Below are 25,337 nucleotides of genomic sequence, written 5' to 3'. Positions count from 1 at the left end.
TTAACTGTGCTGTAAATTCAGAAAACTTGCCTGTAAGTTCACATTAACGGATTAACTTTTATGATCACACAAGCCATTGATAGCGTTAGACAGCCACCAACAGTGTTGGTGGAAAATAAACTTACCTTTGCAGGTCCTGAATCTGAGTTGAGTATTTATGATACTTATCAAGCAGCGAAGAAGGTGAAGTTACAGTCTGACCAATTGCTATTTTGCGCTATGGTGACAGGTAAAAAAGTAATGCACAGCGCACAAGATGACTTTCATGGTGAGTTTTTACCCCATGAATCGTTCATTATGGCGCCAGGAAGCATAGTGGAGATTGATTTCCCTATTGCCAAACTTGCCGAGCCGACTACGTGTTTAGCGATTGAAATATCCAGTGATAGGGTGCAGCAAGTTTCGGCGATGCTAAACCAGCAGCAGCCATTAAATCAGGCATTTGGGCACTGGCAATATGACCATAAACTTGTGCATACACATCATAATAGTGAAACACAAAACGTCTTAAATCGTATTGTGCACATTTATTCAGAAAATCATCCAGATAGAAGTGCCATGGTTGCGTTGGCAGTATCAGAGTTAACTATCCGATTATTACACCAGCAAACACGTGATTTTATTTTGGCATTTTCACAAAAAGAGCCTGATAACAATGGTTTAAATGCAGCTTTGAATTATATTGAATTACATATAAATGAAAATGTAAATATTGATGAGTTAGCGCGGATATCTTGCATGAGTCGAACCAAGTTTTTTCATGAGTTTAAGTTGCATTTAGGTTGTAGCCCTATGGCTTATCAACTACAAAGTCGGTTGAAGCAAGCCGCACGTTTATTGAAAAAGGGTCAGCAGGTTACCCAAACATGTTTTGCCTTAGGTTTTACCAATAGCAGTCACTTTAGCCGTTGTTTTAAAAAGTTTCATGGCATCAGCCCTCGCCAATACAAAGAACGTTATTTAGCTAGTTTGATATAAATTTCGAGTATGGCTAGCCACGTTAGCTAAAAGCTTGTTAAAATCGCCTCATTATAATAGTTACATTAGGATTTTCATGGCGATTAACTGGTTTCCAGGCCACATGCACAAAGCGCAAAAAGAAATAAAAGAGATATTACCGCAAATCGATGTGGTTATTGAAGTGTGTGATGCGCGTTTACCCTTTAGCAGTGAAAACCCTATGATCACTGAGATCAGAGGTGATAAACCACTGATAAAGATCCTTAATAAAAGTGATTTAGCTGATCCTGAATCAACCAAGATTTGGTTAGATTATTTAGAGTCACAGCATAATGTAAAAGCGATTGCGTTAACCACTGAGCAACCGAGTGTAGCAAAAAACCTTATCACGTTAATTCGTAAGATGGTGCCGAATAAAGATGAAGCAGGTAAACAAATTAACGCGATGATTATGGGCATACCCAATGTCGGTAAATCTACATTACTCAATACCTTAGTCGGCAAAGCAAAAGCAAAAGTGGGAAATGAACCCGCGGTAACTAAAGGTCAACAGCGTATTCGTCTTGAAGAAGGTTTATACCTTTTTGATACCCCTGGTATGTTATGGCCAAAAATCGCCAATGAAAATTCCGGTTATCGTTTAGCCGTCTCAGGAGCGGTAAAAGACACCGCCTTTGATCATGACGATATTGCCTATTTTGCGGCAGATTACTTACTCAAGCATTACCCTAATCGTTTAATTGAGCGTTATAAGCTCAGTGAGCTACCTGCCCATGAAGAAGACTTAATTGAAGCGATTGGCCGTAAGCGCAGCTGTATTAAAAGTGGTGGTCATGTTGATTTACATAAAGCGTCAGTTATTTTAATTAATGAAATTCGTGATAAAACGCTAGGTGCTATTACCTTTGAATTACCGGATATAATTGATGCAGAAAACGCTCACTTCAAAGAGCTTGAAGAAAAACGCATTGCTGCAAGAGAAGCTAAAAAAGCAGCACGTGGTCGCGGTCGTAAAAACAAACGTTAATTGCTTTTGAAAGGATCGCTTTCATCGTTAATCTTTATATAAGCATTAGCATTAATAATAATTTGTTCATAACAAGGTTTTAATCATGAGTGAAATAACAACATTTAGTTTACATCCTCAATTAGCACTCGATGGTATTGAGTTGGCTGATTTTCCTTTGTGTAAATTACTGCTATGTAACGATAGTGCGTACCCTTGGTTTATTTTAGTGCCAAAGGTTGCCGATATTAGTGAAGTGTTTCAATTAGAGTGGGAACAGCAGCAGCAACTACTTAATGAATCGAGTTTATTGAGTGAATTACTGATGCAAGTGTTTGCGGGTGATAAAATGAATGTTGCCGCACTCGGTAATGTGGTTGAGCAGCTTCATGTTCATCATGTTGTTCGCTTTAAAGCTGATGCTCAATGGCCAAAACCTATTTGGGGCCAGCAAGCTTTAACGCCTTATTCTGATGACGAACTCGCGGCTTTAAAAGAAAAGTTATTACCGCAGCTAGCCATTATCTTTGCGGATAAATAATCTTTCTGATTAAGTTATTTATTAATACGCTTCTTAAGTAACAACGTATTAATAAAAAGCCTCAATATGTGAATAACATATTGAGGCTTTTTTATTTGCTGTAATTACCGTAAACATCACTATAAAAAGTAATGATTAATATCAATGGTTAATATGAATTAAGCAGCGTTAGAAGCTTTAGTGATGCTAGTTACTTTCTCACAAGTTTTTAGCGTTATCTTTGCTAAGGCTTGCGTTAAATCAGCAATAATATCATCAACACTTTCTAAGCCAACTGAAATACGTATTAAACTATCACTGATACCTGCATCGGCTCTTTCTTCTGGCGTGTAAGGTGAATGTGTCATAGAAGCAGGGTGCTGAATTAACGATTCAGCATCACCTAAACTCACCGCGATAGAGAACAGCTCCATTGCATCAATAAATGTTGTGCCGCCAGCAAGATCGGTATTTAATTCAAAAGCGATAACACCGCCCGCTGCTTTCATTTGTTTGCCAATAAACTTGTATCCCGAGTGACTTTTAAGGCCAGGGTAGTAAACTTCATCTACCATAGGATGTTGCTCTAAAAATTCAGCTACTGTTTGCGCATTGCTACAATGTCTATCCATTCGAATGGGTAATGTTTTAAGACCTCGTATAATCAACCAAGCATCATGGGGGCTGATTGTTGCGCCAATATCTTTGAGGGTGGTCATTTTGATTTCATTGATCATCTCAAAACTACCACAAACAATACCGGCAACAACATCGCCATGGCCATTGAGGTATTTAGTTGCACTATGAACAACAACATCGGCACCAAATTTTGCCGGTTGTTGCAAAACAGGCGTGAGGAAGGTGTTATCTACGATTGACAATAACTTGTACTCTTTAGCAATAGCACAAATTTTTTCTAAGTCTAATACTACTAAATTCGGATTGATTGGTGTTTCTAAAAAGACCAATTTGGTATTTTCTTTAATGGCAGCTTTGATGTTTTCAGGCTCGGTCATATCGACAAAAGTCACCTCGATATTAAATTTCTTAAACATGTGATTCATCAAAGCAAATGAACAACCGTAAACCGCTTTAGACGAAATCATATGATCGCCAGCTTGCAAGTTAGTCAGTAACGCTGCTGAAACAGCAGCCATACCGGTAGCTGTTGCTGCGGCATCTTCCATACATTCCATCGCAGCCACGCGTAGCTCTAATTGGCGAGTGGTTGGATTACCTAAGCGAGTGTAAATGTAGCCCTCACTTTCACCGGAAAATCGGTCACCACCTTGTTTAGCATTATCAAAAATAAACGTTGAGGTTTGATATAACGGTGTTGCAAGTGAGCCGAACTGTTTGTCATCAATTCTACCCGCGTGAATTGCGTTAGTTTCAATATTTTTGCTTTTAAAGTGAGTCATCATAGCTTCCATAGTAGGTGATTTATTATTTTTATTTTTATTGAGAGTGCTATGCGTTAACGGGAATGGCTTTTTCGCAGTTATCGTCATCAGCAGTAATAATAGTATTGCAACTATGTTGCCAATCGGTAAAAAGCTTATATTTCAATATGATACGTAATTCTTGGTTTTTGCACTCTTGATTTTGTACTATAATTATTACGTTAGGAGATTTGTTACTCGTTTTAAACGAGTAAAATGAACTAAAAGCCTTTCATTATGGGATGATACTATGTTGTACTAATATTATTACTGTGTCATATTTGTAGTACAAGTAACTTATAACGACTCTTTTTATGCGCATTGTCATTGAATCAAGCGATAGAATTGGTATTTCACAAGAAATATTAGCGGTATTCGCCAAGCAAGATTGGAATTTAAAAGCGGTTGAAATTACCAGCTGTTTTACCTATGTGCATGTTGAATATAATGAATTGACCTTAGCTGAAATTGAGCGTTGTTTAGCGAGTGTTGCAGGGGTAATAAATGTTCAGTCAATTAACTTATTACCCAGTGAGCAGCGAGAAAATCATTTACAGGCTTTACTCGATAAAATGCCTGAGCCTATTATTGATGTGGACAGCAATGGCCTAATTTTAGCCATGAATAAGGCAAGTCATAAACTCTTATCAAAAATAGGCACTCATAAGCATGCCGTTAGCATTGCTGATTATTTAGGAAAGCCTATTGAAAATTTCATTAGCCAAGTAAGTCAGGCAATGTTGACAAATACAGCGACCAGTCAAGCCATCACCATTCAAAATAAGGGTTATATACTTGATATAACACCAGTGTTATCTAATTCCCTCGCTAAACAAGATAAAAACAATATAGAGCAGGTTAGTGGTTCGGTATTAACGCTTCGTTCGATGAATACCCTTGGGCGACAAATATCTTTAATGCAAAGCCATCAAGAACACGGCTTTGATAATATTATCGGTCAATCAAAAAGTATTCGTTTAATTAAGGCACAAAGCCTTAGGTTTGCTGAATTGGATTTACCGGTATTAATCAGTGGTGAAACAGGTACGGGTAAGGAGTTAATTGCTAGAGCACTGCATCAAGCAAGTTCAAGAGCTAAAGCACCCTTTTTAGCGATTAACTGTTCGGCGTTGCCTGAACACCTACTAGAAAGTGAGCTTTTTGGCTATGAAGGCGGAGCTTTTACGGGCGCCCAAAAAGGTGGGAAACCAGGCTTAATTGAATTGGCGGAAGGCGGCTGTTTGTTTTTAGATGAAATTGCTGAAATGTCACCCTATTTACAAGCTAAGTTATTACGTTTTTTGCAAGACCTGACTTATCGCCGAGTTGGTGGCACTAAGGAACTGGTCGCGAACATTCGTATTGTTAGTGCTAGTCACCAAAACTTAAATGAACTCATTAACCAAAAAAGCTTTAGGGAAGATCTCTATTATCGCCTGAATGTACTCAGTATCGAGTTACCCCCTTTAAGAGATCGAGTAGATGATATTAGTTTATTAGCAGACTTCTTTATTGAAAATGCCGCTAAGCAGGTCAGTAATAGCCAGCAAAGCAATATCGTTAAACCTAAGTTTACAGTGCAGGCACTTTCCTTATTACAAGGCTTTGCTTGGCCTGGTAATATCAGGCAATTACAAAATGTATTATTCAGTGTTGTCGCCTTAAATAATGGCGATGATATTGGCGCTGATGATTTACTGCACGTACTCAATAAGCATGTTACAAATCAACCACAAGATAGCGATGTTGGTATTGAAACAGTTAAAGATTGGTCTAGTGCTCAGGCGGACTTTGAAGCTAAATTACTAGCGCAGTTACACCCGCTATTTCCAACAACACGAAAATTAGCTGAGCGGTTAAACGTTTCACATAATAAAATTGCAATGAAATTAAGAGAACATGGAATTAAGTAGCGTTTAACTTGTGCTAGGAATGAAATATCGGTAGCGTATCTAATCAGCATACTACAATCATAACTTTGCCTTATGTTCGCTTTATAAACATCATAAAATAGAAACTTTAGTGACTAATAAAAAATTACAGCATTTCTACATAGCTCAAGAGCAATCCATTTACTTACTTAGTCATAAAGACGCGACTAAATTAAAAAAATGGGTTGAACTTTGTCAGCAACAATTAAAGCAAGTCGGCTTTGAAGAGGTTGCTCTTCTGGGCAAAGGAGCCTATGGCTTTGTCTTTTCTGGTATTAAACGTAAAGGCAGTGAAGACAAAGAGTTGCCGGTCGTTTTTAAATTTTCACGCATTAATTTACCGCAACACGTACAAGACCGTTTAGCGGAAGAAGCCGATATACAAGGTCAACTTAATCACCCTCAAATCCCTAAAGTCATTGAATATCAAAAAATAAAACGTCAATCCATTTTGCAAATGACCCGAGCTCCAGGTATCGATTTAGAGCAGTTGTCATTGCAAGTTGGACCATTAGCGCCTGAATTAGTGATGAGTATCGCATTACAGCTAGCTGATATATTATTGTATTTGCGAGAAGCTAATAATCATCGGCAGTTAAAGCCAGTTGTGCATGGTGATATAAAACCATCAAATTTGGTTTATGATAAAAATACGGGCAAAGTTCAGCTCATAGATTGGGGTTCGTCGGTAAGTGCCCAGCTAGATTGTAATAAGCAAAGCACCAGTACCAATGTGATGGAGTTAATGAGTAGTGACTTACAGCACAGTAATGCACGTTTAGGAGACGTTTACTTTATAGGTCCTGAGCAACTTAATGGCGGGTTATCGACGCCTCGTTTTGATGAACAAGGCTTAGCTGCCACTTTATATGCACTAGCGTCAGGACAATCATGCCGATATGGTATAAAAGTAATACCACCAAATGCCTTAGGTTTACCTAAATTACTGGCACAAGTATTAACAGGCATGCTCAGTGATGATGAAAAACTACGAAGCCAAGCAGGGGATTACTTTTTTAATAATCTTAGCTACCTTAGACAAGTTGTTTTAGCAGATAAACCAACGCAACTTGGCGTTATTGCCCACATTCCTGTGTGGGTTAAACCACAAAGCGAGCAAATTGATACCGTAGTTTATGGCTCGCGTAAATCGTTTTTACGTGAGCAAACAGGTCCTGATAGTTTATCGGAGATTGATGACGCTCAATTGGATAAATATTATAAAAACTATCTGATGGGCATGGGGGATAATGAAAAAGCCTTTATTGCTGCATTAAGCCGATTAGGTAATTTCCCTGTTGTTGGCGGGATTGCCATTCGTTGGGCTAAAGAAGGGGTTTATATCGATTCTAATTTGACGTTATTTGATGAGACCCTTAAAACTTCTTTTACTAGTGCGGTAAACAATATTATTTATTTGGCTCAGGGTATCTTTCGTGTCGGTGTTTTTAAAAGTTGTTTATTTAACGCTCGTAATACTCTTCACGTTGAACGTATTAGTGAAAGCCAGCCTTTTATTGCTATACCTTCTCAAGAGATAAATTTTGACATTAGTGATGTGCCTGACGTTGACGATATAACGCGATTACATTCTTATTTTGAAGATGGCAAAGATCCCGATGAGTATTTATATTTACCCGATGAGTTAATGACTGTCTTGGCTGAGCTGAACTTAATTCATCATACCGGCTGTATTATTTTTGAAGTACTACCTAAACATTTAAAAATTCATAGCTACTTGATGTTACTCAATCATGAGAAAAAAGCTGAATTCAAAGCCTGTTTAGCGAAGATACTGACATTATTACCCACGATTGACGGTATTGGTATTTCTGGTTTTATGAAGTTACCCTATAAAGACACACGTTTTTTTGAACATATTAGTAGTATGCCGGATAAATTTTATCCGAAAAACCCTAAATTGCTGACAAACTAATAGATTAATATTTAATTACCATTACGTCCTAGGAGCTCAATATGTATGGAAATAAATTAGGCGAAATGGCATGGATGGATTTATCTGTACCTGATGCCAAGGCTATCAGTGATTTCTATCAAGTTGTTTTAGGTTGGCGCTGTGAGCCGGTTGAAATGACATTGGATAATGATACATACAGTGACTTTGTTATGACTTCACCAACAGCGTTAGTACTTGATGAAACTGACAAAGAAAAACCAGCATCAGCAATACAGAGTTTAGTGACTGGGATCTGTCATGCAAAAGGTGAAAACCAAGATATGCCAGCCGTTTGGTTACCTTATTTCTTAGTTAAAAATCTTGATGAATCAATTTTAAAGGTAAAGGATAATGGTGGTACTTTAGCGACGAAGATAAAAAATATTGGTGCTGATCGTTATGTAGTAATAAAAGATCCCGCAGGGGCTATGGCAGCTATCTATCAAAAAGTTGAAAAGTAAACTTTATATAATACTTTCTAATAGTCGTCTTATGTATTAATTAAAAAAGCCAGCATGAACGCTGGCTTTTTTATGGGCAGTCTAGACTAGCCAGGCTACTTAACTTCTTCACCAGCGGCTTGTTTGTCAGCATGGTAACTTGAACGAACAAGTGGACCACAAGCAGCATGTTCATAACCCATTTTCTTTGCTTCACGCTCAAACATAGCAAACTCATCAGGGTGAACATAACGCTCAACAGCAAGATGATCTTTACTTGGTTGAAGGTATTGACCAACGGTAAGCATAGTTACACCATGGTTACGTAGGTCTTGCATTACTTCTAGAATCTCTTCGTTAGTTTCACCTAAACCAACCATTAAACCAGATTTTGTGGTTACGGTTGGGTTTGCTTCGCCAAAACGCTTCAATAAATCTAAAGACCATTGGTAGTTAGCACCGGGACGCACTTTAGTATAAAGGCGTGGTGCAGTTTCCATGTTATGGTTGAAAACATGCGGTGGATTTTGGTTAAGGATTTCAAGCGCTTTGTCCATACGACCACGAAAGTCAGGCACTAAAATCTCAACTTTAGTGTTGGGTGCTTGCTCGCCAATTTCTTTAACACAATCAGCAAATTGCTGTGCGCCACCATCACGTAGGTCATCTCTATCAACTGAGGTGATAACGACATACTTTAAGCCCATATCTTTAAGACTATTCGCTAATTTTTTAGGCTCTTCACTATTTGGTGCCAGTGGGCGACCATGGCCAACATCACAAAATGGACAACGACGCGTACAAATATCACCTAAAATCATAAAGGTGGCGGTACCGTTGTTAAAACATTCAGATAAGTTAGGACATGAAGCTTCTTCACATACCGAGTGAAGGTTGTTCTTACGTAAATTAGCTTTGATGCTATCAATACGGTCACTAGAACGAGGCAACTTGATACGTAACCAACTTGGCTTACGTAACATAGTGGCTTTTGTTGAACTAACAACTTTAATTGGGATGTGAGCTAATTTATCTGCATCGCGAAATTTTTCGCCGGCAGCACGATTGGCTGTTTTTGCTTCAGAGGTTAAATCACTACTCATGATACGTGTTATTCTCGTTTGGTAAACCTGATTGATAGCTAACATTGGTAGCTTTAAGTAGGTTTATTAAATGTTTCACTAACGCAGTACCTGCGCTAGCGGTATCTTGTGGGCCTTGTAAATCAGCCGTTTGTACCATTTCTAGACCAGCATAACCACAAGGGTTGATACGTAAAAATGGTGATAAATCCATATTCACATTCATGGCTAAACCATGAAAAGAGCAACCTTTGCGAACGCGTAATCCTAATGAGGCAATTTTTTTCTCATCAACATAAACACCCGGTGCGTCGGCTTTAGCGTATGCAGCAATATTATAATCAGTTAAAGCCGATACGATACTATTTTCGATCAAGGTTACTAATTGCCTAACACCAATTTTCTTGCGGCGTAGGTTAATCATCACGTAGACCACTTGTTGGCCAGGGCCGTGATAAGTCACTTGACCGCCACGGTCAGCTTTTACAACTTCAATATCACCCGGTACGAGTAAATGTTCTGATTTACCCGCTTGACCTTGGGTGAAAACTGCAGGATGTTCGACTAGCCATAATTCATCAGCGACAGTGTCATCACGATTATCAGTAAAGTTTTTCATGGCTTGCCAAGCTTGGCTGTAATCCATGGTATTTAATTGTCGGATGACCAATGAGTCAGCAAGGTTAATAATATCTTGCTCGACTGTTGAACTTGAAAGCACTAGGCAAACCTCAAAAATCTAGAGTATTGAAAGCTAATCGCATCAAATGGGTATATACACGAATACTGTTTTTATAATAGGTATTATAAAACGTATCGTACCTGCTCAATCGCAGTTAACGTTTTATAGATAGTTTCAATGTGGTCTTTACTGGTAACTGTTACCGCAATAGAAACCGAATGATAAGTACCTTTTGAACTTGGCTTTATCTTAGGCGAGTAATCACCAGGGCTATGCTTTTGTAGTTCAGCAATGATCAAATCAGGTAACTCGTCACAGGCAACGCCCATAACTTTAAAGTTTAATACCGTAGGAAATTCTAATAATTCGTCAAACTTGGTTTTCATCTTTATCTACTTCTGTATCAGCGATATTGCGACATAATGACATCATTTTATCATTAAATATTCAGGGCTGATATTATTTTGTTTATAACTCTTAGCCAAAAACAAAAAAGCCTCACTAAAGAGGCTCTTTTTGATGCGCTTTCTAGTATTTTTTAGTTAGCAAATTGCAATTTAACATAATCGACTAAACGGCTGAATAAACTGCCTTCGTTAACTTCTTCTAAGGTTACCAGTGGGTATTGAGCAATGTCTTGATCATCTAGTTGCAAAAATAATGTTCCCACAACGGTACCTTTTGCTAATGGTGCAGTTAGTTGTTGGTTTAGCTCAAAGTTTGCTTTTAAGTTTTTACGTTGACCACGTGGAATAGTAATTGGTGTATCAGAGATAATACCTAAATCGACATTTTCTTTGTCACCCATCCAAACACGGTTAGCAATAAATTTTTCACCTGCTTTATAAGGGGTAATTGTTTCATAAAAGCGGAAGCCATAGTTTAATAATTTTTTACTCTCAACTTTACGTGCGCGTTCACTTGCGGTGCCCATCACAACGGTTACTAAACGCATATCACCTTTAGTTGCTGAGGTAACTAAGCTGTAACCTGCATTTGATGTGTGACCGGTTTTCATTCCATCTACATTTAAGCTTTTATCCCACAATAAACCATTACGGTTATACTGCTTAATATTGTTATAAGTAAAAGATTTTTGCTTATAAATGGCATATTCTTCAGGTACTTCGCGAATAAGCGCAATCGCTAGCGTTGCCATATCTCTTGGGGTAGTCATATGAGACGTACTATCTAAACCATGGCTATTTTCAAAAAAACTACTCGACATGCCTAATTGTTCAGCATGAGCATTCATTAAATCTGCAAAGGCGCTTTCACTACCAGCAATATGCTCAGCCATGGCAACACAAGCATCATTACCTGAGGCAACGATAATCCCTTGATTTAATAAACTAACAGGTACTTCGGTACCGACTTCAATAAACATTTTGGACGAGTCAGGGAATTTTTTAGCCCAAGCCTTTTCACTGATCATTACTTTATCAGTGTTTTTAATATTACCGTTTTCAAGCTCTTTACCAATAATATAACTGGTCATTATCTTGGTTAAACTAGCCGGTGCTAGCTGGGTATCGGCATTTTCTTCAGCAATGATCTTACCTGTGGTGTAGTCAATTAAGATAAAACCTTTAGCATTAATTTGCGGCGCATCAGGAATAATCGTAATCGCGTGTGCGGTTGGGATAACAATTGCGACACTAAATAGAGCACTACTTAAAAAAGTAAATAATTTTTTTGTTGCATATGTTCGTGAAGAGTTTGTTTTTTTAGTCATAGTATTAGTCGTATCTGGGGGAATTAAGGAAAATCAACTGGTCGAAAGTATACCACTTCTAAATAGCTTGGCTATGGGCAACAAACAGATAGGGTCAATATTATCGAATAAAAACCGTTAAAAATGTAACAACGTTTATAATAGTTCGTTTTGTGTGTCGTTATTGCGTTTTCTTTTGGACATTTGTGCTTGAATTTTATTGTGGTGCGGTTCGCGGGTAAGCATTAGGGTAGCCATTTTCTTTTAATGCCAATAATAAGGCGTTCAATGTCGCAAGATCACTAATAGGACCTATCTGAATACGAAAAAGCCCTTGGTTTTCAGGATAACTGGTTTGTTGCTTATATTGATTTTTCAACTTATTAGCAGTGCTAATGGCAAGATCTTTTTTACTGGTGGCAAAAACTTGAATGTAAGGCGTAGCAATACCCATCGTTGTGGTCTTTTGGGTAGAGAGTTGCTTTTTACTCTCAATTTTAGCAGGAGTAGTTGCTGTTGAACTAATCAGAGGAGAAACAGGTTTTTCTACAGCGGTAATAACCTGACCTGTATTTTTATCAAAGTCAGTAATCGCCGTGATCTTAACATGGGCAGTACCCGTTTTTAACATATCAAGTTTATAAGCCGCGCTATACGATAAATCAATAACACGGGATTGATGAAAGGGACCTCGGTCATTAACGCGTACAATGACTGATTTATTATTGGCGGTGTTGGTGACTTTTAAATACGTGGGCAAAGGTAGGTTTTTATGTGCGGCACTCATGCTATACATGTCATAAATTTCACCATTAGAGGTGAGATGGCCATGAAATTTCTTACCGTACCAAGAAGCAGTTCCCGTTTGTTCAAAACCTTGTGCAGACGTTAATACTTGATAAGATTTACCCCAAACTTGATAATTTTTATTGCCTCCTCGACTATAAGGCTCCGCGCGGGCAATGGCATCTTTTAGCTCTGCTTGGCTTGGAATACGCGTAGGTGTACTGTCATGTTTTTGTTGATAGCGGTCAGAACTACAGGCGCTTAACAGTGATAAAAATAATACATAACAGAATAAAAGGAATCGTTGAGTCATAAAGTTCATCGTTATTAAAATAGGGTGAATTTTTTACGGGAAACGTTAAACATGGAAACGTCGGTGTGTACTAATAGCCATTAATATGCCAAAACCTAACATTAATGTCACCATAGAAGTACCACCATAACTAACCAAAGGTAATGGTACACCAACAACAGGTAGTAATCCTGATACCATACCTATGTTAACAAAAACATAAACAAAAAAGGTTAGGGTAAGGCTTCCTGCCAGAAGTTTAGTAAAGGCATGTTGAGCATTAACCGCAATCCATAAGCCGCGCATTACCACAAATAAATACAGGGTAAGTAATACGGCGACGCCAATTAAGCCAAACTCTTCACTAAATACCGAAAAGATAAAGTCAGTATGGCGTTCAGGTAAAAATTCTAATTGTGATTGTGTACCTTGTAGCCAGCCTTTACCTTCAATACCACCAGAGCCAATGGCTATTTTAGACTGAATAATATGGTAGCCAGAGCCAAGAGGATCTTGCTCTGGATTTAAAAAAGTTAGCACGCGTTGTTTTTGATAATCCTTCATCAAAAACATCCATAAAATGGGTACAAAGGCAGAGGCTAAACCAACGCAAACAGTAATGAGTCGCCAACTAGCACCAGCAAGAAAAATAACAAATATTCCAGAGCTGGCAATAAGCAGTGAAGTACCTAAATCGGGCTGCTTAGCTATAAGCAACGTTGGTAACAGCACTAATATAAAGGCGAGTACTACGGTTGATATTTTTACCGGTAAATTTTCTTGACTCACATACCAGGCAATCATAATAGGTACAATAAGCTTCATAATTTCTGAAGGCTGAAACTTTATAAAACCTAAATCAAGCCAGCGCTGTGCACCTTTGCCAACATGGCCAAATAACAATACGCTAACCAGCATTAATAAACCTAAAACAAAGACAGGAACAGCCCATTTTCGATAAACTAATGGCGGAATTTGTGCCACAACAAACATGCCAAAAAGAGCAATACCAATACTCCTTGCTTTACGGTAAACAATGGCTGTTTCTTGACCGCCAGCGCTATAAACAAGGAATAAGCCTAACGCCAATAATAATAATATACCGATTAATAACGGTACATCTATATGGAGTCGCTGCCAAAAAGTTTGTATTTTTTGTTGGTCTTGTCCGCTACTGCGCATCAGTCAGCCTCTTGAGGTATTGTTACTATGGCTGAATCTGTTTTTTGTTTAGCTTTAGCTTTAGCCTTATGTGTTTGACTCGTAATAACTCTATCGCCGAAATATTGATCCATTATTTGTCTAGCAACAGGTCCTGCATTAGTACCACCACCACCTTTTGCAACGTTTTCAATAGCAACAGCAACCACTATTTCAGGGTTGTCATAAGGGGCGAAAGCAATAAACATCGCATTATCACGTTGATTTTCACTGGTTGTTTTAGCATCATATTCCTCGCCTTGCTTAAGTCGAGCAACTTGTGCTGAGCCAGTTTTACCCGAAGCATCATAGGTAGAGCCTTTAAATGGGGTATAAGCGGTAGCGCCAAATTTTTGTACCGTGTTGTGCATGGCATTTAGCACTACATCCCAATGCTTATCTTGCTTTAGCTTTAAAGGTGCACGTGGCTCATAGATAGTGGGTGTAATTTGATGATAAGCATTGCCACTACTCTCAATGATCAACTCACTATTCGCTTTTAATAAATGCGGAACCTTACGTTCACCATGATTTACCAAAGTGGTCAACGCTTGTACTAATTGCAGCGGCGTTACTGTCCAAAAACTTTGCCCAATACCAACAGAAAGCGTCTCGCCTGTGTACCAAGGTTTATTGTATCGAGCGCGCTTCCAGGCAACACTAGGCATAATGGCTCTACTTTCTTCGTGGATATCAATGCCGGTATAGTCACCAAAGCCAAATTTTTCCATCATATTGCTGATTTTGGTAATGCCCAATTTAAAGGCGAGCTCATAAAAATAAATATTACAAGATTGTTCTATCGCCTTGGTTAAATTAACCTTGCCATGTCCCCAAGGTTTCCAATCACGATATTTATTGGGTAAGCCTTCTAGCTGATACCAACCAGGATCGTTAATTTCAGTACTAGGGGTCACTACATTTTCCTCTAAACCAGTTAAGGCCAAAAAAGGCTTAACAGTAGATGCGGGTGGATAACCTTGTACACTTCGATTAATTAATGGTAAATCTTTTGAATCAAGTAACTGTTTATAGTTTTTACTACTAATACCATGAACAAATAAGTTACCGTCATAACTTGGGTTTGAATACATAGCCAAAATACCACCGGTACGAGGGTTCATCGCAACTACCGCGCCGCGTTTTCCAGATAAGGCGCGTTTAGCAATCATCTGTAATTCAATGTCTAAGGTTAATGTCAGGTCTTTACCTGGCACTGGTGGCGTATAATTAAGGGTACGAATAACCCTTCCTTGGTTATTAATTTCTACTTCTTGATGGCCAATGGTGCCATGCAGCATATCTTCATAATATCGTTCAACACCTAGCTTGCCAACACCGTAGGTTGCAGCATAGTTTTCAGACTTACCTTCAAGTTCTAATTTATTTAAATCTTTTCTGTTGATACGGGCAACATATCCAAGAGTATGCGTGGTTAAGTCGGAAAAAGGATAATAGCGTTTTAAACGAGCATTAACAAAAATGCCTGGGAATTTGTGCTGATTAACTGAAAATAAAGCAACTTGTTGATCACTTAAACGAGAGTGCAGTTCAACGGGTTTAAAACGACGTTTTCGTTTCATTGCTTTAAAAAACTGACTTTGGCGCTCTGGGGTAATATCGAGTAATTTGCTTACTTGAACAATGCTGTTTTTAATATCCTCTACATCTTCAGCAATCACTTCTAAACTATATACGGGTTTGTTATCAGCAAGTAATACACCATTTCTGTCGTAAATTAATCCACGATTTGGCGCGACAGGAAGTATTTTAATGCGATTGGAGTTAGAGCGTGTTTGATACTTTTCGAAAGATTCAACTTGTAAGTTATATACATTGCCAAAAAGTATGAGTAAAACAAGGACTACGCCAGCAAAAGCGATAAAAGCACGTCGAGCAAATAAATTTGCTTCAGCGGATTGATTTCGAATAACGATGCGACGAGGAGACATTAGCGTACGCTATTAAAAACAAGAGTATTTACAAAAAGTATGGCCAAAGTAGTCATTAACAAAAGCTATTCTCTATGATAAGGGTGGTTAGTGTTTACACTCCAAGCGCGATACAAACTTTCTGCTATGAGTATACGTACCATTGGGTGAGGTAGTGTTAACGCTGATAATGACCACTTTTGCTCTGAAGCTTTAATACAAGCAGGTGCTAAACCTTCTGGTCCACCAACGAGTAAAGCAACATCCCTACCATCAAGTTGCCAGCTTTGTAGTTGTTTGGCAAGCTTTGGTGTTGTCCATGGCTGTCCTTCAACTTCCAAAGTGACAATACGGTTTCCTTTAGGAATGGCAGCAAGTAATAACTCACCTTCTTTAGCAAGTATGCGATCGATGTCAGCATTTTTACCACGTTTTCCAGCAGGAATTTCAACTAGATGAAAGCTTAAATCACGTGGGAATCGACGACTGTACTCAGCAAATCCGAGGCTAACCCATGAAGGCATTTTACTGCCGACGGCATATAAGGTGAGTTTCATAAATATTTTTGTTTATTAGATTGAAGTCTACTAGATCGAAATTGCGTTAGAAAAGTAACGAGAGCGATACAGTTAATAGTGATCCGGTTCGCAATTGCGAATGAAACTAACATAGCTCTCGTCTTTTTACTCGGCAAGGTGAATAAGTAGATTATTCAGCCCAAAGTTGCTCAAGATTATACTTATCACGCTGTTCATCAGTCATAACATGAACAATGATATCGCCTAAGTCGACTAATGCCCATTCGCCGATATCGTTACCTTCCATACCAAGGGGTTCTAAACCTTGAGCGCGACACTCCATACCAACAGAGTTAGCAATAGATTTTACATGGCGGTTCGAATTACCTGAACAAATAACCATGTAATCAGCAAAGCTTGCTTTATCAGTAATATTAAGAGCGATGATATCTCTGCCTTTCATGTCTTCAAGTTTTTCTATGACAAATGCTTTAAGTTGTTCAGTTTGCAAGGTGTTCTTCCTATCGTTAATCGTAACTTTTGATGCACTCATTAACGAGCACAATAAATAATAGTGCGATATTAACACTTTTTACGCTCAGGGTTAACGATAAAGCTTGTTTTTATGAATAAATTCTGAAATTGAGGGTAATAAGTGCTTATTACAACTTTGTTTTTGCGCTAAACGTTGTCGTATATGCGTTGATGAAATATCAAATAAACACTCGTTTGCACAAAATATTTTTCCTGAGTCAGAAGACTTTAGCTGATTGATATCAGTTGTTTGACAATTACGGAGTAGTGTCTTTGTTTCATCATTCAATTGTTCAATGGAAAAGTTTGGTCGAGTATTCACCACTACGTTGCATAAAGATAAAATTTCTTGATATTGATGCCAAGTCGTAAAAGTATGTAGTGAATCCATACCAATAATAAAAAATAAAGGCTGTTTAGGGTATTGTTGCTTTAGCTCTTTGAGCGTATCAACAGTATAAGAATGTCCTGAGCGTTTTAATTCTCGATGATCACAGATGAAAAGTTCACTTTTTTGACAGGCAATTTCCACCATAGCAGCGCGTTGTTCTGCACTTGCGTGTGGCACTAATTCAGCAGAAACTTTATGAGGGGGAATATGAGCGGGTATTAACAGTACTTTAGATAAACCCAACTCATTGGCAACCGCTTGGGCTGATTGAGTGTGACCTAAGTGAATAGGATCAAAGGTACCGCCTAAAATACCTATACCTTTTCGTGGGTCAAAATTTTGTGAGGTCATGTCTTTATTCTTATTTGCTATATTTACTTTTTTCATAATAACATCAGCCATAGTTAAGGCTAAAAGCTGCTGTTTTTTCACCGTGATATAAGGTAATACATAAATCAGCTAATAAGATGAAAATATTAAATTCACTGCTGGTTTTACTTAATAAATCAATATCTGCTATGCGTGCCATAGCACGCTTTACATTATCAAGTTTGATGTGAGTTAAGGCATGCTGGTACAAAGGTTTACGTTTATCCCAAATACGATATTGCTTATAAATATTAGCAACACTTTCACCTTGAGCTAATTGATTTAACATGAGGTATAACTGGTTTATTTCTTTATGGAAGACCCAAATTAATTGGGCTGGTGCCATGCCTTCTTGCTGCAGCTGATCAAGCATAGTGATACATTTAGCACAATCCCCTCGCAATAAAGCATCGATAACTTGAAAAGGGTTAAACTTCGCCTGTTTAATGATTAGCTGCTCAGCTTGCTCAATACTAATAGGTTGAGAACCAAAGAGAAGTACAAGCTTATCTAACTCTTGGGTAAGGGCAAGTAAATTACCTTCAAATAGTTCAATAAGTAGCGCATTTAATTCAGGTGATATATTGAGTTGCAACTGTCTTGCTTGATTATTTAACCATTGAGGCATAGCCTTTAGTTCAATATCATATAAGGGCAAATAGCAGCCTAATTGGGTCAGACTCTTAAACCACTTTCTATTGGCACTCGCGGCATCCAACTTTTCGCCATGTAATATAAAAATGACATCTTGTGGAGCATGACCACTATTAGCGTCTTGTGTTAGTCGTTCAGCTAATGCGAGTAGTGCTTTATTACCGGCATCACCCACTTTAACAGAGGTTAATTCAACTTCAATAATACGTTGGCTGGCAAACAGGCTTAACGATTGATATTCATCAAGTAGTTGTTGCCAATCAAAACTAGTATCACTACTAAATCGAATAATTTCACTAAAACCTTGGCTTTTTGCATGGTTTTTAATAGCCGTTAAGCTGTTGTTTTTTTGCCAAGGCTCATCACCAAAAACCAACCAAACAGGTTTAAAACCCTGTCGTAGAGTATTGTCTAGCTGGTTGTGGTAAATTTTCATGAAGGCCTTTTAATTAGTTATAAAATGCAAGCTTTACAGCGAGTGTTAATGTTAACAAAATAAAATCACGAAGTATTAGCGTTGAATTCTTGCTAAATCACGTAATATTTTATCAGCACCAGACGTTCTCATTTCACTTAACAATAACGACAACTCACGACTTTTTGCTAGGGCTAAATTAGGATCGTCCTGATAATCCCGATAAAGCTCAAAGCGAAAGTCTTTGGCATCTTCACCAGCGAAGCGTACTTGATAATGCACTGAATATATCAGCTCATACTCAGCCACTTGACCATTAGTAAATAATGATAATGTTCGTCTATCTAACTTATCTGAAATAATACGTAATTCAGGAATGTCAGTTTTCGAATGTTTTAACACGTTAACTTGGTTGTGCGTTAAGTTGAGCTTAACTAATCGCGTCAACTCACCGTGAACATCAGTAGAACTAAGATAAAGTGTTTGTAAGTCATCATCGAGTAGATAATCACCGCGGAGTTGAAAACCACAAGCGGTTAATAAGCTTGTGGTTAACAGGGCGATAATTAAGCTCTTAATGGCAAGGCTTAATTTATACATTTATCATGTACCTGTTAGTTGGCAACAATATTAAGTAACTTACCTGGGATATAAATCACTTTGCGTATGGTATTACCTTCGGTAAATTTCAATACACTTTCATCATTTAAGCCAAGCGCTTCAACAACTTCTTTACTTGCATCGGCGGCAACAGTAATTTTTGCGCGTAACTTACCATTGACTTGTACAATAATAAGTTTCTCGTCTTCAACTAAAGCTGTTTCGTCAACTACCGGCCAGTTAGCATCTTCTACATTAACATCACTTCCGCTAACTAATTGCCATAAATTGTGACAAAGATGTGGGGTGATTGGCGTTAGCATTAATACCACGGCGCGAACAGCTTCTTGCATTATTGCTTTATCTTCATCACTGTCTAGCTTAGCTTTACCCAAGTGATTCATTAATTCCATGATGGCAGCTATTGCAGTGTTGAACGTATTTCGGCGACCAATATCATCGGTTACTTTGGCAATCGTTTTATGCAATTCACGACGTAATTTTTTATGACCAGCATTTAATGTTAACGTCGCAATATCAACAACAGGTGAGTTACTCGTACTTTCAACAAAGTCATGCGCTAATTTATAAACACGTTTAACAAAACGATGTGCGCCTTCAACACCGGCATCAGACCATTCTAAAGTTTGCTCTGGTGGTGAAGTGAACATGATAAATAAACGTACCGTATCAGCACCGTATTTCTCGATAACTTCCTGCGGGTCAATACCATTATTTTTCGATTTAGACATTTTGCTCATACCGGCAGATAACACAGGTAGGCCATCAATTTTACTAATTGATGAGGTGATATTGCCTTTGTCGTCACGTTCTACTGAAACATCTGTTGGTGCAATCCACTCTTGACCACCATTGTCAGCTTCACGATAATATGTCTCAGCTAAAACCATGCCCTGACATAAAAGCTTTTTAAACGGTTCGTCACAGTCAACTAAGCCAACATCACGTAATAATTTATGGAAAAAACGTGAGTATAATAAATGCAATATTGCATGTTCGATACCACCAATATATTGATCTACTGGTAACCAATAGTTTGCTTTAGCAGGATCAATCATTTGGGTGTCATCATTTGGTGAACAATAACGTGCGTAATACCAAGATGATTCCATAAAGGTATCAAAAGTATCTGTTTCACGTAAAGCTTCTTCACCGTTATAAGTGGTTTTGGCCCATTCTGGATCCGCTTTAATCGGTGACGTAGTACCATTCATTACCACGTCTTCTGGTAATACTACCGGTAATTCATTTGTTGGTACCGGTACTGATTCACCGTTGGCAAGGTTAAGCATTGGAATTGGCGTACCCCAATAACGTTGGCGAGAAACACCCCAATCACGTAAACGGTAGTTAGTAGTCGTTTTACCTTTGCTTTCGCTGATCAACTTATCGCTGATGGCTTTAAACGCGGCTTCGAAATCTAAGCCATCAAATTCACCAGAATTGATTAACGTAGATTTTTCTGTGATAGCAGCCTTGTTAATATCATCAGATTCTTGGCCTGCAATGACTTGCTCGATGGCTAAACCATATTTAATCGCAAATTCATAATCTCGCTGGTCATGACCTGGTACCGACATTACAGCCCCTGAGCCATAATCCATTAGCACAAAGTTAGCAGCCCAGACAGGCACTAATTTACCGGTAAGTGGGTGAATAGCTTTAAGACCGGTATCGACACCTTTCTTTTCCATTGCAGCCATATCGGCTTCAGTGGTTTTACTGTTTTTACATTCATCAATAAAAGCCGCTAAATCTGCATTATCTATCGCGGCAGCTACTGCTAATGGATGCTGAGCAGCAAGTGCGACATAAGTCACACCCATTAACGTGTCAGGTCGGGTAGTATAAATATCAAAACTTTCTGTGGACTCGGCAACCTCAAAAGTCATCTCAACACCTTGAGAGCGACCAATCCAGTTACGTTGCATAGTTTTTACTTGCTCAGGCCACTCGGTTAATTTATCTAAATCATCAAGTAACTCTTCAGCGTAATCAGTAATCTTAATAAACCATTGTGGAATTTGCTTACGCTCTACTAGCGCACCAGAGCGCCAACCTCTACCGTCAATAACTTGTTCGTTCGCTAAAACCGTTTGATCGACTGGATCCCAGTTTACCGTGGCATTTTTCTTATAGACTAAACCTTTCTCAAAAAGTTGAGTGAAAAACCACTGCTCCCAGCGATAGTAATCAGGTTTACATGTCGCTAATTCACGGCCCCAATCATAACCAAAACCAAGTGATTGTAATTGATTACGCATGTAGTCAATATTTTCGTATGTCCATTTTCCTGGCGCGGTTTTGTTCTTAATTGCAGCGTTTTCAGCGGGTAAACCAAAGGCATCCCAACCCATAGGTTGCATGACATTTTTGCCCTGCATACGTTGGTAGCGAGAAATTACATCACCTAAGCTGTAGTTGCGTACATGACCCATGTGTAATCGACCACTTGGGTAAGGAAACATAGCTAAGCAGTAAAATTTTTCTTTATCTGGATTTTCAATAGCTTGAAAGGTGTTGTTATCAGTCCAAAATTTTTGTACTGTTGCTTCAATCGCTTGGGGATTATAAATGGCTTCCATTAAGACTTTCTCTAATGCTTTTAAGGTGTTACCGAATTGCTTGTTTCGCGACGTAAAGCGGCATAAACAGAGGACAATCGATGTGATTTATCGCAGTAGAATACCTTATGTAACGGGGTAACAACAAGCATAATTAAGCGTAAGCTATAACTTTTCCTATACTTGAACCTATAGTTAAAGTAATACTTTTAAGGGAGAATACTAATGTCACAACAAAATGATTACTTTGCTGATATTTATAGAAAACTTAATGACTGGTTAGTTGAAGTAAAAGTTGAGCAAAAGCCACACATTGACGAGTTTATTAAACAGGCTAAGTTATATGCGAGTGCCGCTGAAACAATGTCTGAAGAAAAATTACAGCAATTTATTGATAATTTAAAATATGATCTGCATGACTTTTATCAACTAAATCGAACACAAGCCGAAAACTCAGTCTATCTAGGTTTATTAAATGAAACCTTGTGGGATAACCTCGCTAAGTTAACAGATAAATCACAAGTGGAATGGGCAGAGCTGGTTGATGACTTTAACCATGATGGCTTATACAAAAGTGGCGACTTCATTGGTTTTGGAGAATTGCAATGTGAACAATGCGATGAAATAACTACCATAGTGCATTTTAGTCAGATTGGTGAGTGTGTTCACTGCGGTTCAACAGACTTTATTCGTCTCCCACTCAACCCGTAATATTACAATCAACTTGTTAGCCAAAATGTTAACAAGTACACTATCGCCAAAATTTCGATACGTTAGTTTCGATACATTGATGTTGATACGTAAACGTTCATACTTTTATTATTAAGAGCGAGACTCAAAAACGCTCTTTAAAGGATTTACATGACTAAAACTCCAGCTTGCCTTGCTGATCAAACTCGCCTAGTTGCTGATGATCTAACTTCTCCTTTGTCAGCTTCCTTATTTTCTGATGATAAAAAATTAGTCAGCAAGCTCGATGACGTTACCGCTCAAAGTTTTGTTGGCCATGAAAGGGCAAAAGAAGCATTAGAATTTGGTTTGTCAATGTCTGCAATCGGCTTTAATGTTTTTGCGCTAGGTGAGCATGGCACCGGCCGACAAACGTTAATTAAGCAAATGTTAACCTCTCTTGCCGCCGCGCAAACCTCACCAGATGAATGGTGTTATACCAATAATTTTGACGAAAGCCATATTCCATTAACCTTGTCAGTTAAGCCAGGTGGTGGCAAACAATTATTGATGAGCATGAATAAATTTATTGATGGTTTACTCAGTTTGTTTCCTGAGGTTTTTGATAATCCAGGCTACCAAAGACAAAAGTCAGCCATTGATAGAGAATTTAATCAAAAATACGACCAAGCCATCGCCGTTGTTGAAGAGCTTGCCCTCAAAGATAACGTTGTTTTGTATGAAGAAGATGGTGAAGTAGGTTTTGCGCCTTTGGTCGATGGTAAGCCATTGAGTGATAAAGACTTCTCTAAGTTAACTGAAGAGGAACGGACTAAGTTTTATAAATGTTTAAGTGACTTAGAAGAAGTACTTTCGGAGCAATTATTAGAGCTACCTTTATGGAAGCGGCTTTCGTTTGAGCAATTACGAAAACTTAAAAATGACACTGCTGAGAAGGTTATCAAACCTTATATAGAAGAATTAGAAAATGAATTTAGTGAAAATGAAGGTGTATTAAAATATTTAGCTAAAGTGAAAAACCATGTGGTAGATGTAATCTTAGAGGTTTTAGTAAACGAATCTGACGATACACCAACAGACAAAGAATTACGTAAGTTAATGGTGGAATATTTTTTACCAAAACTACTTGTGCCACGTGAGGAAAATCAAGGAGCGCCAGTGGTTTATGAGCAGAACCCAACGTATCAAAATTTATTTGGGCATGTAGATTATACTAGCTTTCAAGGCGGTAGTTATACCAGTTATCGACTAATTAGACCTGGTGCATTACATAAGTCTAATGGCGGTTACTTATTATTAGATGCCGAAAAGGTGTTAAGTCAACCTATGGTTTGGTCGCGTTTGAAGCTCGCTTTGAAGACTCAGCAAATCACCATTGAGAATCCCTATTCTGAATTTAGTCCATCTAGTGGCTATAGTTTACAGCCAGAAAAAATTCCCTTGCAGGTTAAAGTGATATTATTAGGTGATGCCGAAATTTATTATACCTTACAAGATTATGACCAAGAGTTTACTGAGCTGTTTAGGGTCTTAGCCGATTTTGACCGTCATCTTGATAAAACAGATAGTAATTTAATTGCGTTTGGGCAATTGATTAGGCAACGGGCTGATAAACATAATTATCCTGTGGTGAGTGATGAAGCCGTATTAGAGTTAGTTCGTTATGCCCTTAGGCGAGGCGAGCATAAGCATAAAATTTCAGCAAACATCGTTCAAGTAAACGATCTACTTGATGAAGCCAATTACTGTTGGCAAAAGCAAGGAGGTAAAGGATTACTAACCGCCCAGCATATCGCTTTAGCACAAGCAGCGAAAAAACGACGTATCGGACGATTAAGTGAAACCTGGCTCAGTGAGATTAAAGAGCAACAGGTATTAATCAGTACGGAAGGTGAGTTTATAGGTAAAGTGAATGGCTTAACGGTACTTGAGATTGGTGATAGTGTTTTTGGTACCCCTGCACGTATAACCGCAACTGTTTATGCCGGTAGTGAAGGCGTTACCGATATTGAACGAGAAGTCGATTTAGGCAAGTCTATTCACTCTAAAGGTGTTCTACTTTTAACTGGCTACTTAGGTCATAAATATGGGCAAACATTCCCTGTTAGTATTTCTGCAAATATTGCTATAGAGCAATCTTACGGTCATATAGACGGTGATAGTGCCTCAATGGCAGAGCTTTGTGCGCTTATTTCTGCTATTACCTTATTACCGATAGATCAAAGTCTTGCGATAACAGGTTCAATCAACCAGCACGGTGAAGTGCAATCGATTGGCGGTGTTAATGAGAAGATAGAAGGCTTCTTCCAGTTATGCAAAGATAAAGGTTTAACAGGGACACAAGGGGTCATTATTCCAAAAACGAACGTGATTAACTTAATGCTAAATGATGAAGTGATTAATGCGGTATCTCGCGGAGAGTTTTCCATACATGCGGTTGAAACAATTGATCAATCATTAGAATTATTGATGAAGGTTGAGGCCGGTGTTATGAGTAAAACAGGACGCTACCCCCGTAAATCTATTCATGGTTTAGCGCTAGATAAACTTGAAAATTTTGCTGATATACTTAATGGCGATGAAGAGTAATATGAGTGGTCAGTTGCTTTTTTGGATGAAAAAACAACCTTAATTGGTC

At 38.3% G+C, this 25,337-nt stretch carries 22 protein-coding genes; 8 read left to right on the top strand and 14 right to left on the bottom strand.

Features of this window, described 5'->3' with window-relative positions; all coding sequences use genetic code 11:
* Positions 1-60 precede the first annotated feature (60 nt).
* From CXF71_RS06235 to CXF71_RS06225, 3 genes are all read left to right on the top strand, one after another.
* Entirely contained in the window at positions 61-978 is a 918-nt protein-coding gene (locus CXF71_RS06235) for a helix-turn-helix domain-containing protein (protein WP_101232096.1), read from the top strand.
* A 76-nt stretch (positions 979-1,054) separates the two neighbouring features.
* The gene (gene ylqF, locus CXF71_RS06230) at positions 1,055-1,987 is read left to right on the top strand and encodes a ribosome biogenesis GTPase YlqF (RefSeq protein ID WP_101232095.1); all 933 of its coding nucleotides are present in this window, start codon (positions 1,055-1,057) and stop codon (positions 1,985-1,987) included.
* 85 nt (positions 1,988-2,072) lie between these two features.
* Positions 2,073-2,507 carry an HIT domain-containing protein gene (locus CXF71_RS06225; RefSeq protein ID WP_101232094.1) on the top strand — a complete coding sequence of 145 codons (435 nt, stop codon included), beginning with the start codon at positions 2,073-2,075 and terminating at the stop codon, positions 2,505-2,507.
* Between the two features lie 158 nt (positions 2,508-2,665).
* On the opposite strand, the gene megL is transcribed toward CXF71_RS06225, so the two are convergent.
* Entirely contained in the window at positions 2,666-3,907 is a 1,242-nt protein-coding gene (gene megL / locus CXF71_RS06220; protein WP_101232093.1) for a methionine gamma-lyase, read from the bottom strand.
* A 335-nt stretch (positions 3,908-4,242) separates the two neighbouring features.
* On the opposite strand from megL, the gene CXF71_RS06215 reads away from it, so the two are divergent.
* The 3 genes from CXF71_RS06215 to CXF71_RS06205 all read left to right on the top strand — a co-directional run bounded on the left by CXF71_RS06215 (position 4,243) and on the right by CXF71_RS06205 (position 8,277).
* The gene (locus CXF71_RS06215) at positions 4,243-5,841 is read left to right on the top strand and encodes a sigma 54-interacting transcriptional regulator (protein WP_101232092.1); all 1,599 of its coding nucleotides are present in this window, start codon (positions 4,243-4,245) and stop codon (positions 5,839-5,841) included.
* A gap of 109 nt (positions 5,842-5,950) precedes the next feature.
* Positions 5,951-7,795 (top strand): protein kinase domain-containing protein, encoded by a 1,845-nt coding sequence (locus CXF71_RS06210; RefSeq protein ID WP_101232091.1) that lies wholly within the window; start codon positions 5,951-5,953, stop codon positions 7,793-7,795.
* 41 nt (positions 7,796-7,836) lie between these two features.
* Complete coding sequence (locus CXF71_RS06205) at positions 7,837-8,277, top strand: VOC family protein (protein WP_101232090.1); 441 nt, start codon at positions 7,837-7,839, stop codon at positions 8,275-8,277.
* 95 nt (positions 8,278-8,372) lie between these two features.
* On the opposite strand, the gene lipA is transcribed toward CXF71_RS06205, so the two are convergent.
* From lipA to leuS, 13 genes are all read right to left on the bottom strand, one after another.
* Positions 8,373-9,359, bottom strand: coding sequence for a lipoyl synthase (lipA, locus tag CXF71_RS06200; RefSeq protein WP_101232089.1), 987 nt, complete (start codon positions 9,357-9,359; stop codon positions 8,373-8,375).
* Positions 9,352-10,059, bottom strand: coding sequence for a lipoyl(octanoyl) transferase LipB (gene lipB / locus CXF71_RS06195; RefSeq protein WP_269800799.1), 708 nt, complete (start codon positions 10,057-10,059; stop codon positions 9,352-9,354). The genes lipA and lipB overlap by 8 nt, the downstream gene beginning before the upstream one ends.
* Before the next feature lie 83 nt (positions 10,060-10,142).
* Entirely contained in the window at positions 10,143-10,406 is a 264-nt protein-coding gene (gene ybeD, locus CXF71_RS06190) for a DUF493 family protein YbeD (RefSeq protein WP_101232088.1), read from the bottom strand.
* 152 nt (positions 10,407-10,558) lie between these two features.
* Complete coding sequence (locus CXF71_RS06185) at positions 10,559-11,755, bottom strand: serine hydrolase (protein WP_101232087.1); 1,197 nt, start codon at positions 11,753-11,755, stop codon at positions 10,559-10,561.
* A gap of 196 nt (positions 11,756-11,951) precedes the next feature.
* Positions 11,952-12,833: a septal ring lytic transglycosylase RlpA family protein gene (locus tag CXF71_RS06180; RefSeq protein WP_101232086.1), complete on the bottom strand. Its 882-nt coding sequence runs from the start codon at positions 12,831-12,833 to the stop codon at positions 11,952-11,954.
* 45 nt (positions 12,834-12,878) lie between these two features.
* On the bottom strand, positions 12,879-13,994 hold the full coding sequence (gene rodA / locus CXF71_RS06175) for a rod shape-determining protein RodA (RefSeq protein ID WP_101232085.1): 1,116 nt from the start codon (positions 13,992-13,994) through the stop codon (positions 12,879-12,881).
* Positions 13,994-15,964 (bottom strand): penicillin-binding protein 2, encoded by a 1,971-nt coding sequence (gene mrdA / locus CXF71_RS06170; RefSeq protein ID WP_101232084.1) that lies wholly within the window; start codon positions 15,962-15,964, stop codon positions 13,994-13,996. The genes rodA and mrdA overlap by 1 nt, the downstream gene beginning before the upstream one ends.
* Positions 15,965-16,029: 65 nt before the next feature.
* Entirely contained in the window at positions 16,030-16,500 is a 471-nt protein-coding gene (gene rlmH, locus CXF71_RS06165; RefSeq protein WP_101232083.1) for a 23S rRNA (pseudouridine(1915)-N(3))-methyltransferase RlmH, read from the bottom strand.
* A gap of 151 nt (positions 16,501-16,651) precedes the next feature.
* The gene (gene rsfS, locus CXF71_RS06160) at positions 16,652-16,972 is read right to left on the bottom strand and encodes a ribosome silencing factor (protein ID WP_101232082.1); all 321 of its coding nucleotides are present in this window, start codon (positions 16,970-16,972) and stop codon (positions 16,652-16,654) included.
* Between the two features lie 93 nt (positions 16,973-17,065).
* On the bottom strand, positions 17,066-17,773 hold the full coding sequence (nadD, locus tag CXF71_RS06155) for a nicotinate-nucleotide adenylyltransferase (RefSeq protein ID WP_232771398.1): 708 nt from the start codon (positions 17,771-17,773) through the stop codon (positions 17,066-17,068).
* Positions 17,774-17,780: 7 nt separating this feature from the next.
* Positions 17,781-18,845: a DNA polymerase III subunit delta gene (gene holA / locus CXF71_RS06150; RefSeq protein WP_101232081.1), complete on the bottom strand. Its 1,065-nt coding sequence runs from the start codon at positions 18,843-18,845 to the stop codon at positions 17,781-17,783.
* Positions 18,846-18,920: 75 nt separating this feature from the next.
* Positions 18,921-19,424: an LPS-assembly lipoprotein LptE gene (locus tag CXF71_RS06145; RefSeq protein WP_101232080.1), complete on the bottom strand. Its 504-nt coding sequence runs from the start codon at positions 19,422-19,424 to the stop codon at positions 18,921-18,923.
* Positions 19,425-19,438: 14 nt separating this feature from the next.
* Positions 19,439-22,030 carry a leucine--tRNA ligase gene (leuS, locus tag CXF71_RS06140; protein ID WP_101232079.1) on the bottom strand — a complete coding sequence of 864 codons (2,592 nt, stop codon included), beginning with the start codon at positions 22,028-22,030 and terminating at the stop codon, positions 19,439-19,441.
* A 204-nt stretch (positions 22,031-22,234) separates the two neighbouring features.
* Between leuS and CXF71_RS06135 the strand changes: the two genes are divergently transcribed.
* A complete protein-coding gene (locus CXF71_RS06135) occupies positions 22,235-22,720 on the top strand; it encodes a zinc ribbon-containing protein (RefSeq protein WP_101232078.1) in 486 nt (161 codons plus the stop codon).
* Between the two features lie 150 nt (positions 22,721-22,870).
* Positions 22,871-25,288 carry a Lon protease family protein gene (locus CXF71_RS06130; protein WP_101232077.1) on the top strand — a complete coding sequence of 806 codons (2,418 nt, stop codon included), beginning with the start codon at positions 22,871-22,873 and terminating at the stop codon, positions 25,286-25,288.
* Positions 25,289-25,337: the final 49 nt, after the last annotated feature.

Origin of the sequence: Colwellia sp. 12G3, from assembly GCF_002836775.1 — a bacterium.
Taxonomy (GTDB): domain Bacteria; phylum Pseudomonadota; class Gammaproteobacteria; order Enterobacterales; family Alteromonadaceae; genus Colwellia.
Note: the sequence above shows the minus strand (reverse complement) of the source record. Positions and strands in the feature narration are given on the sequence as shown.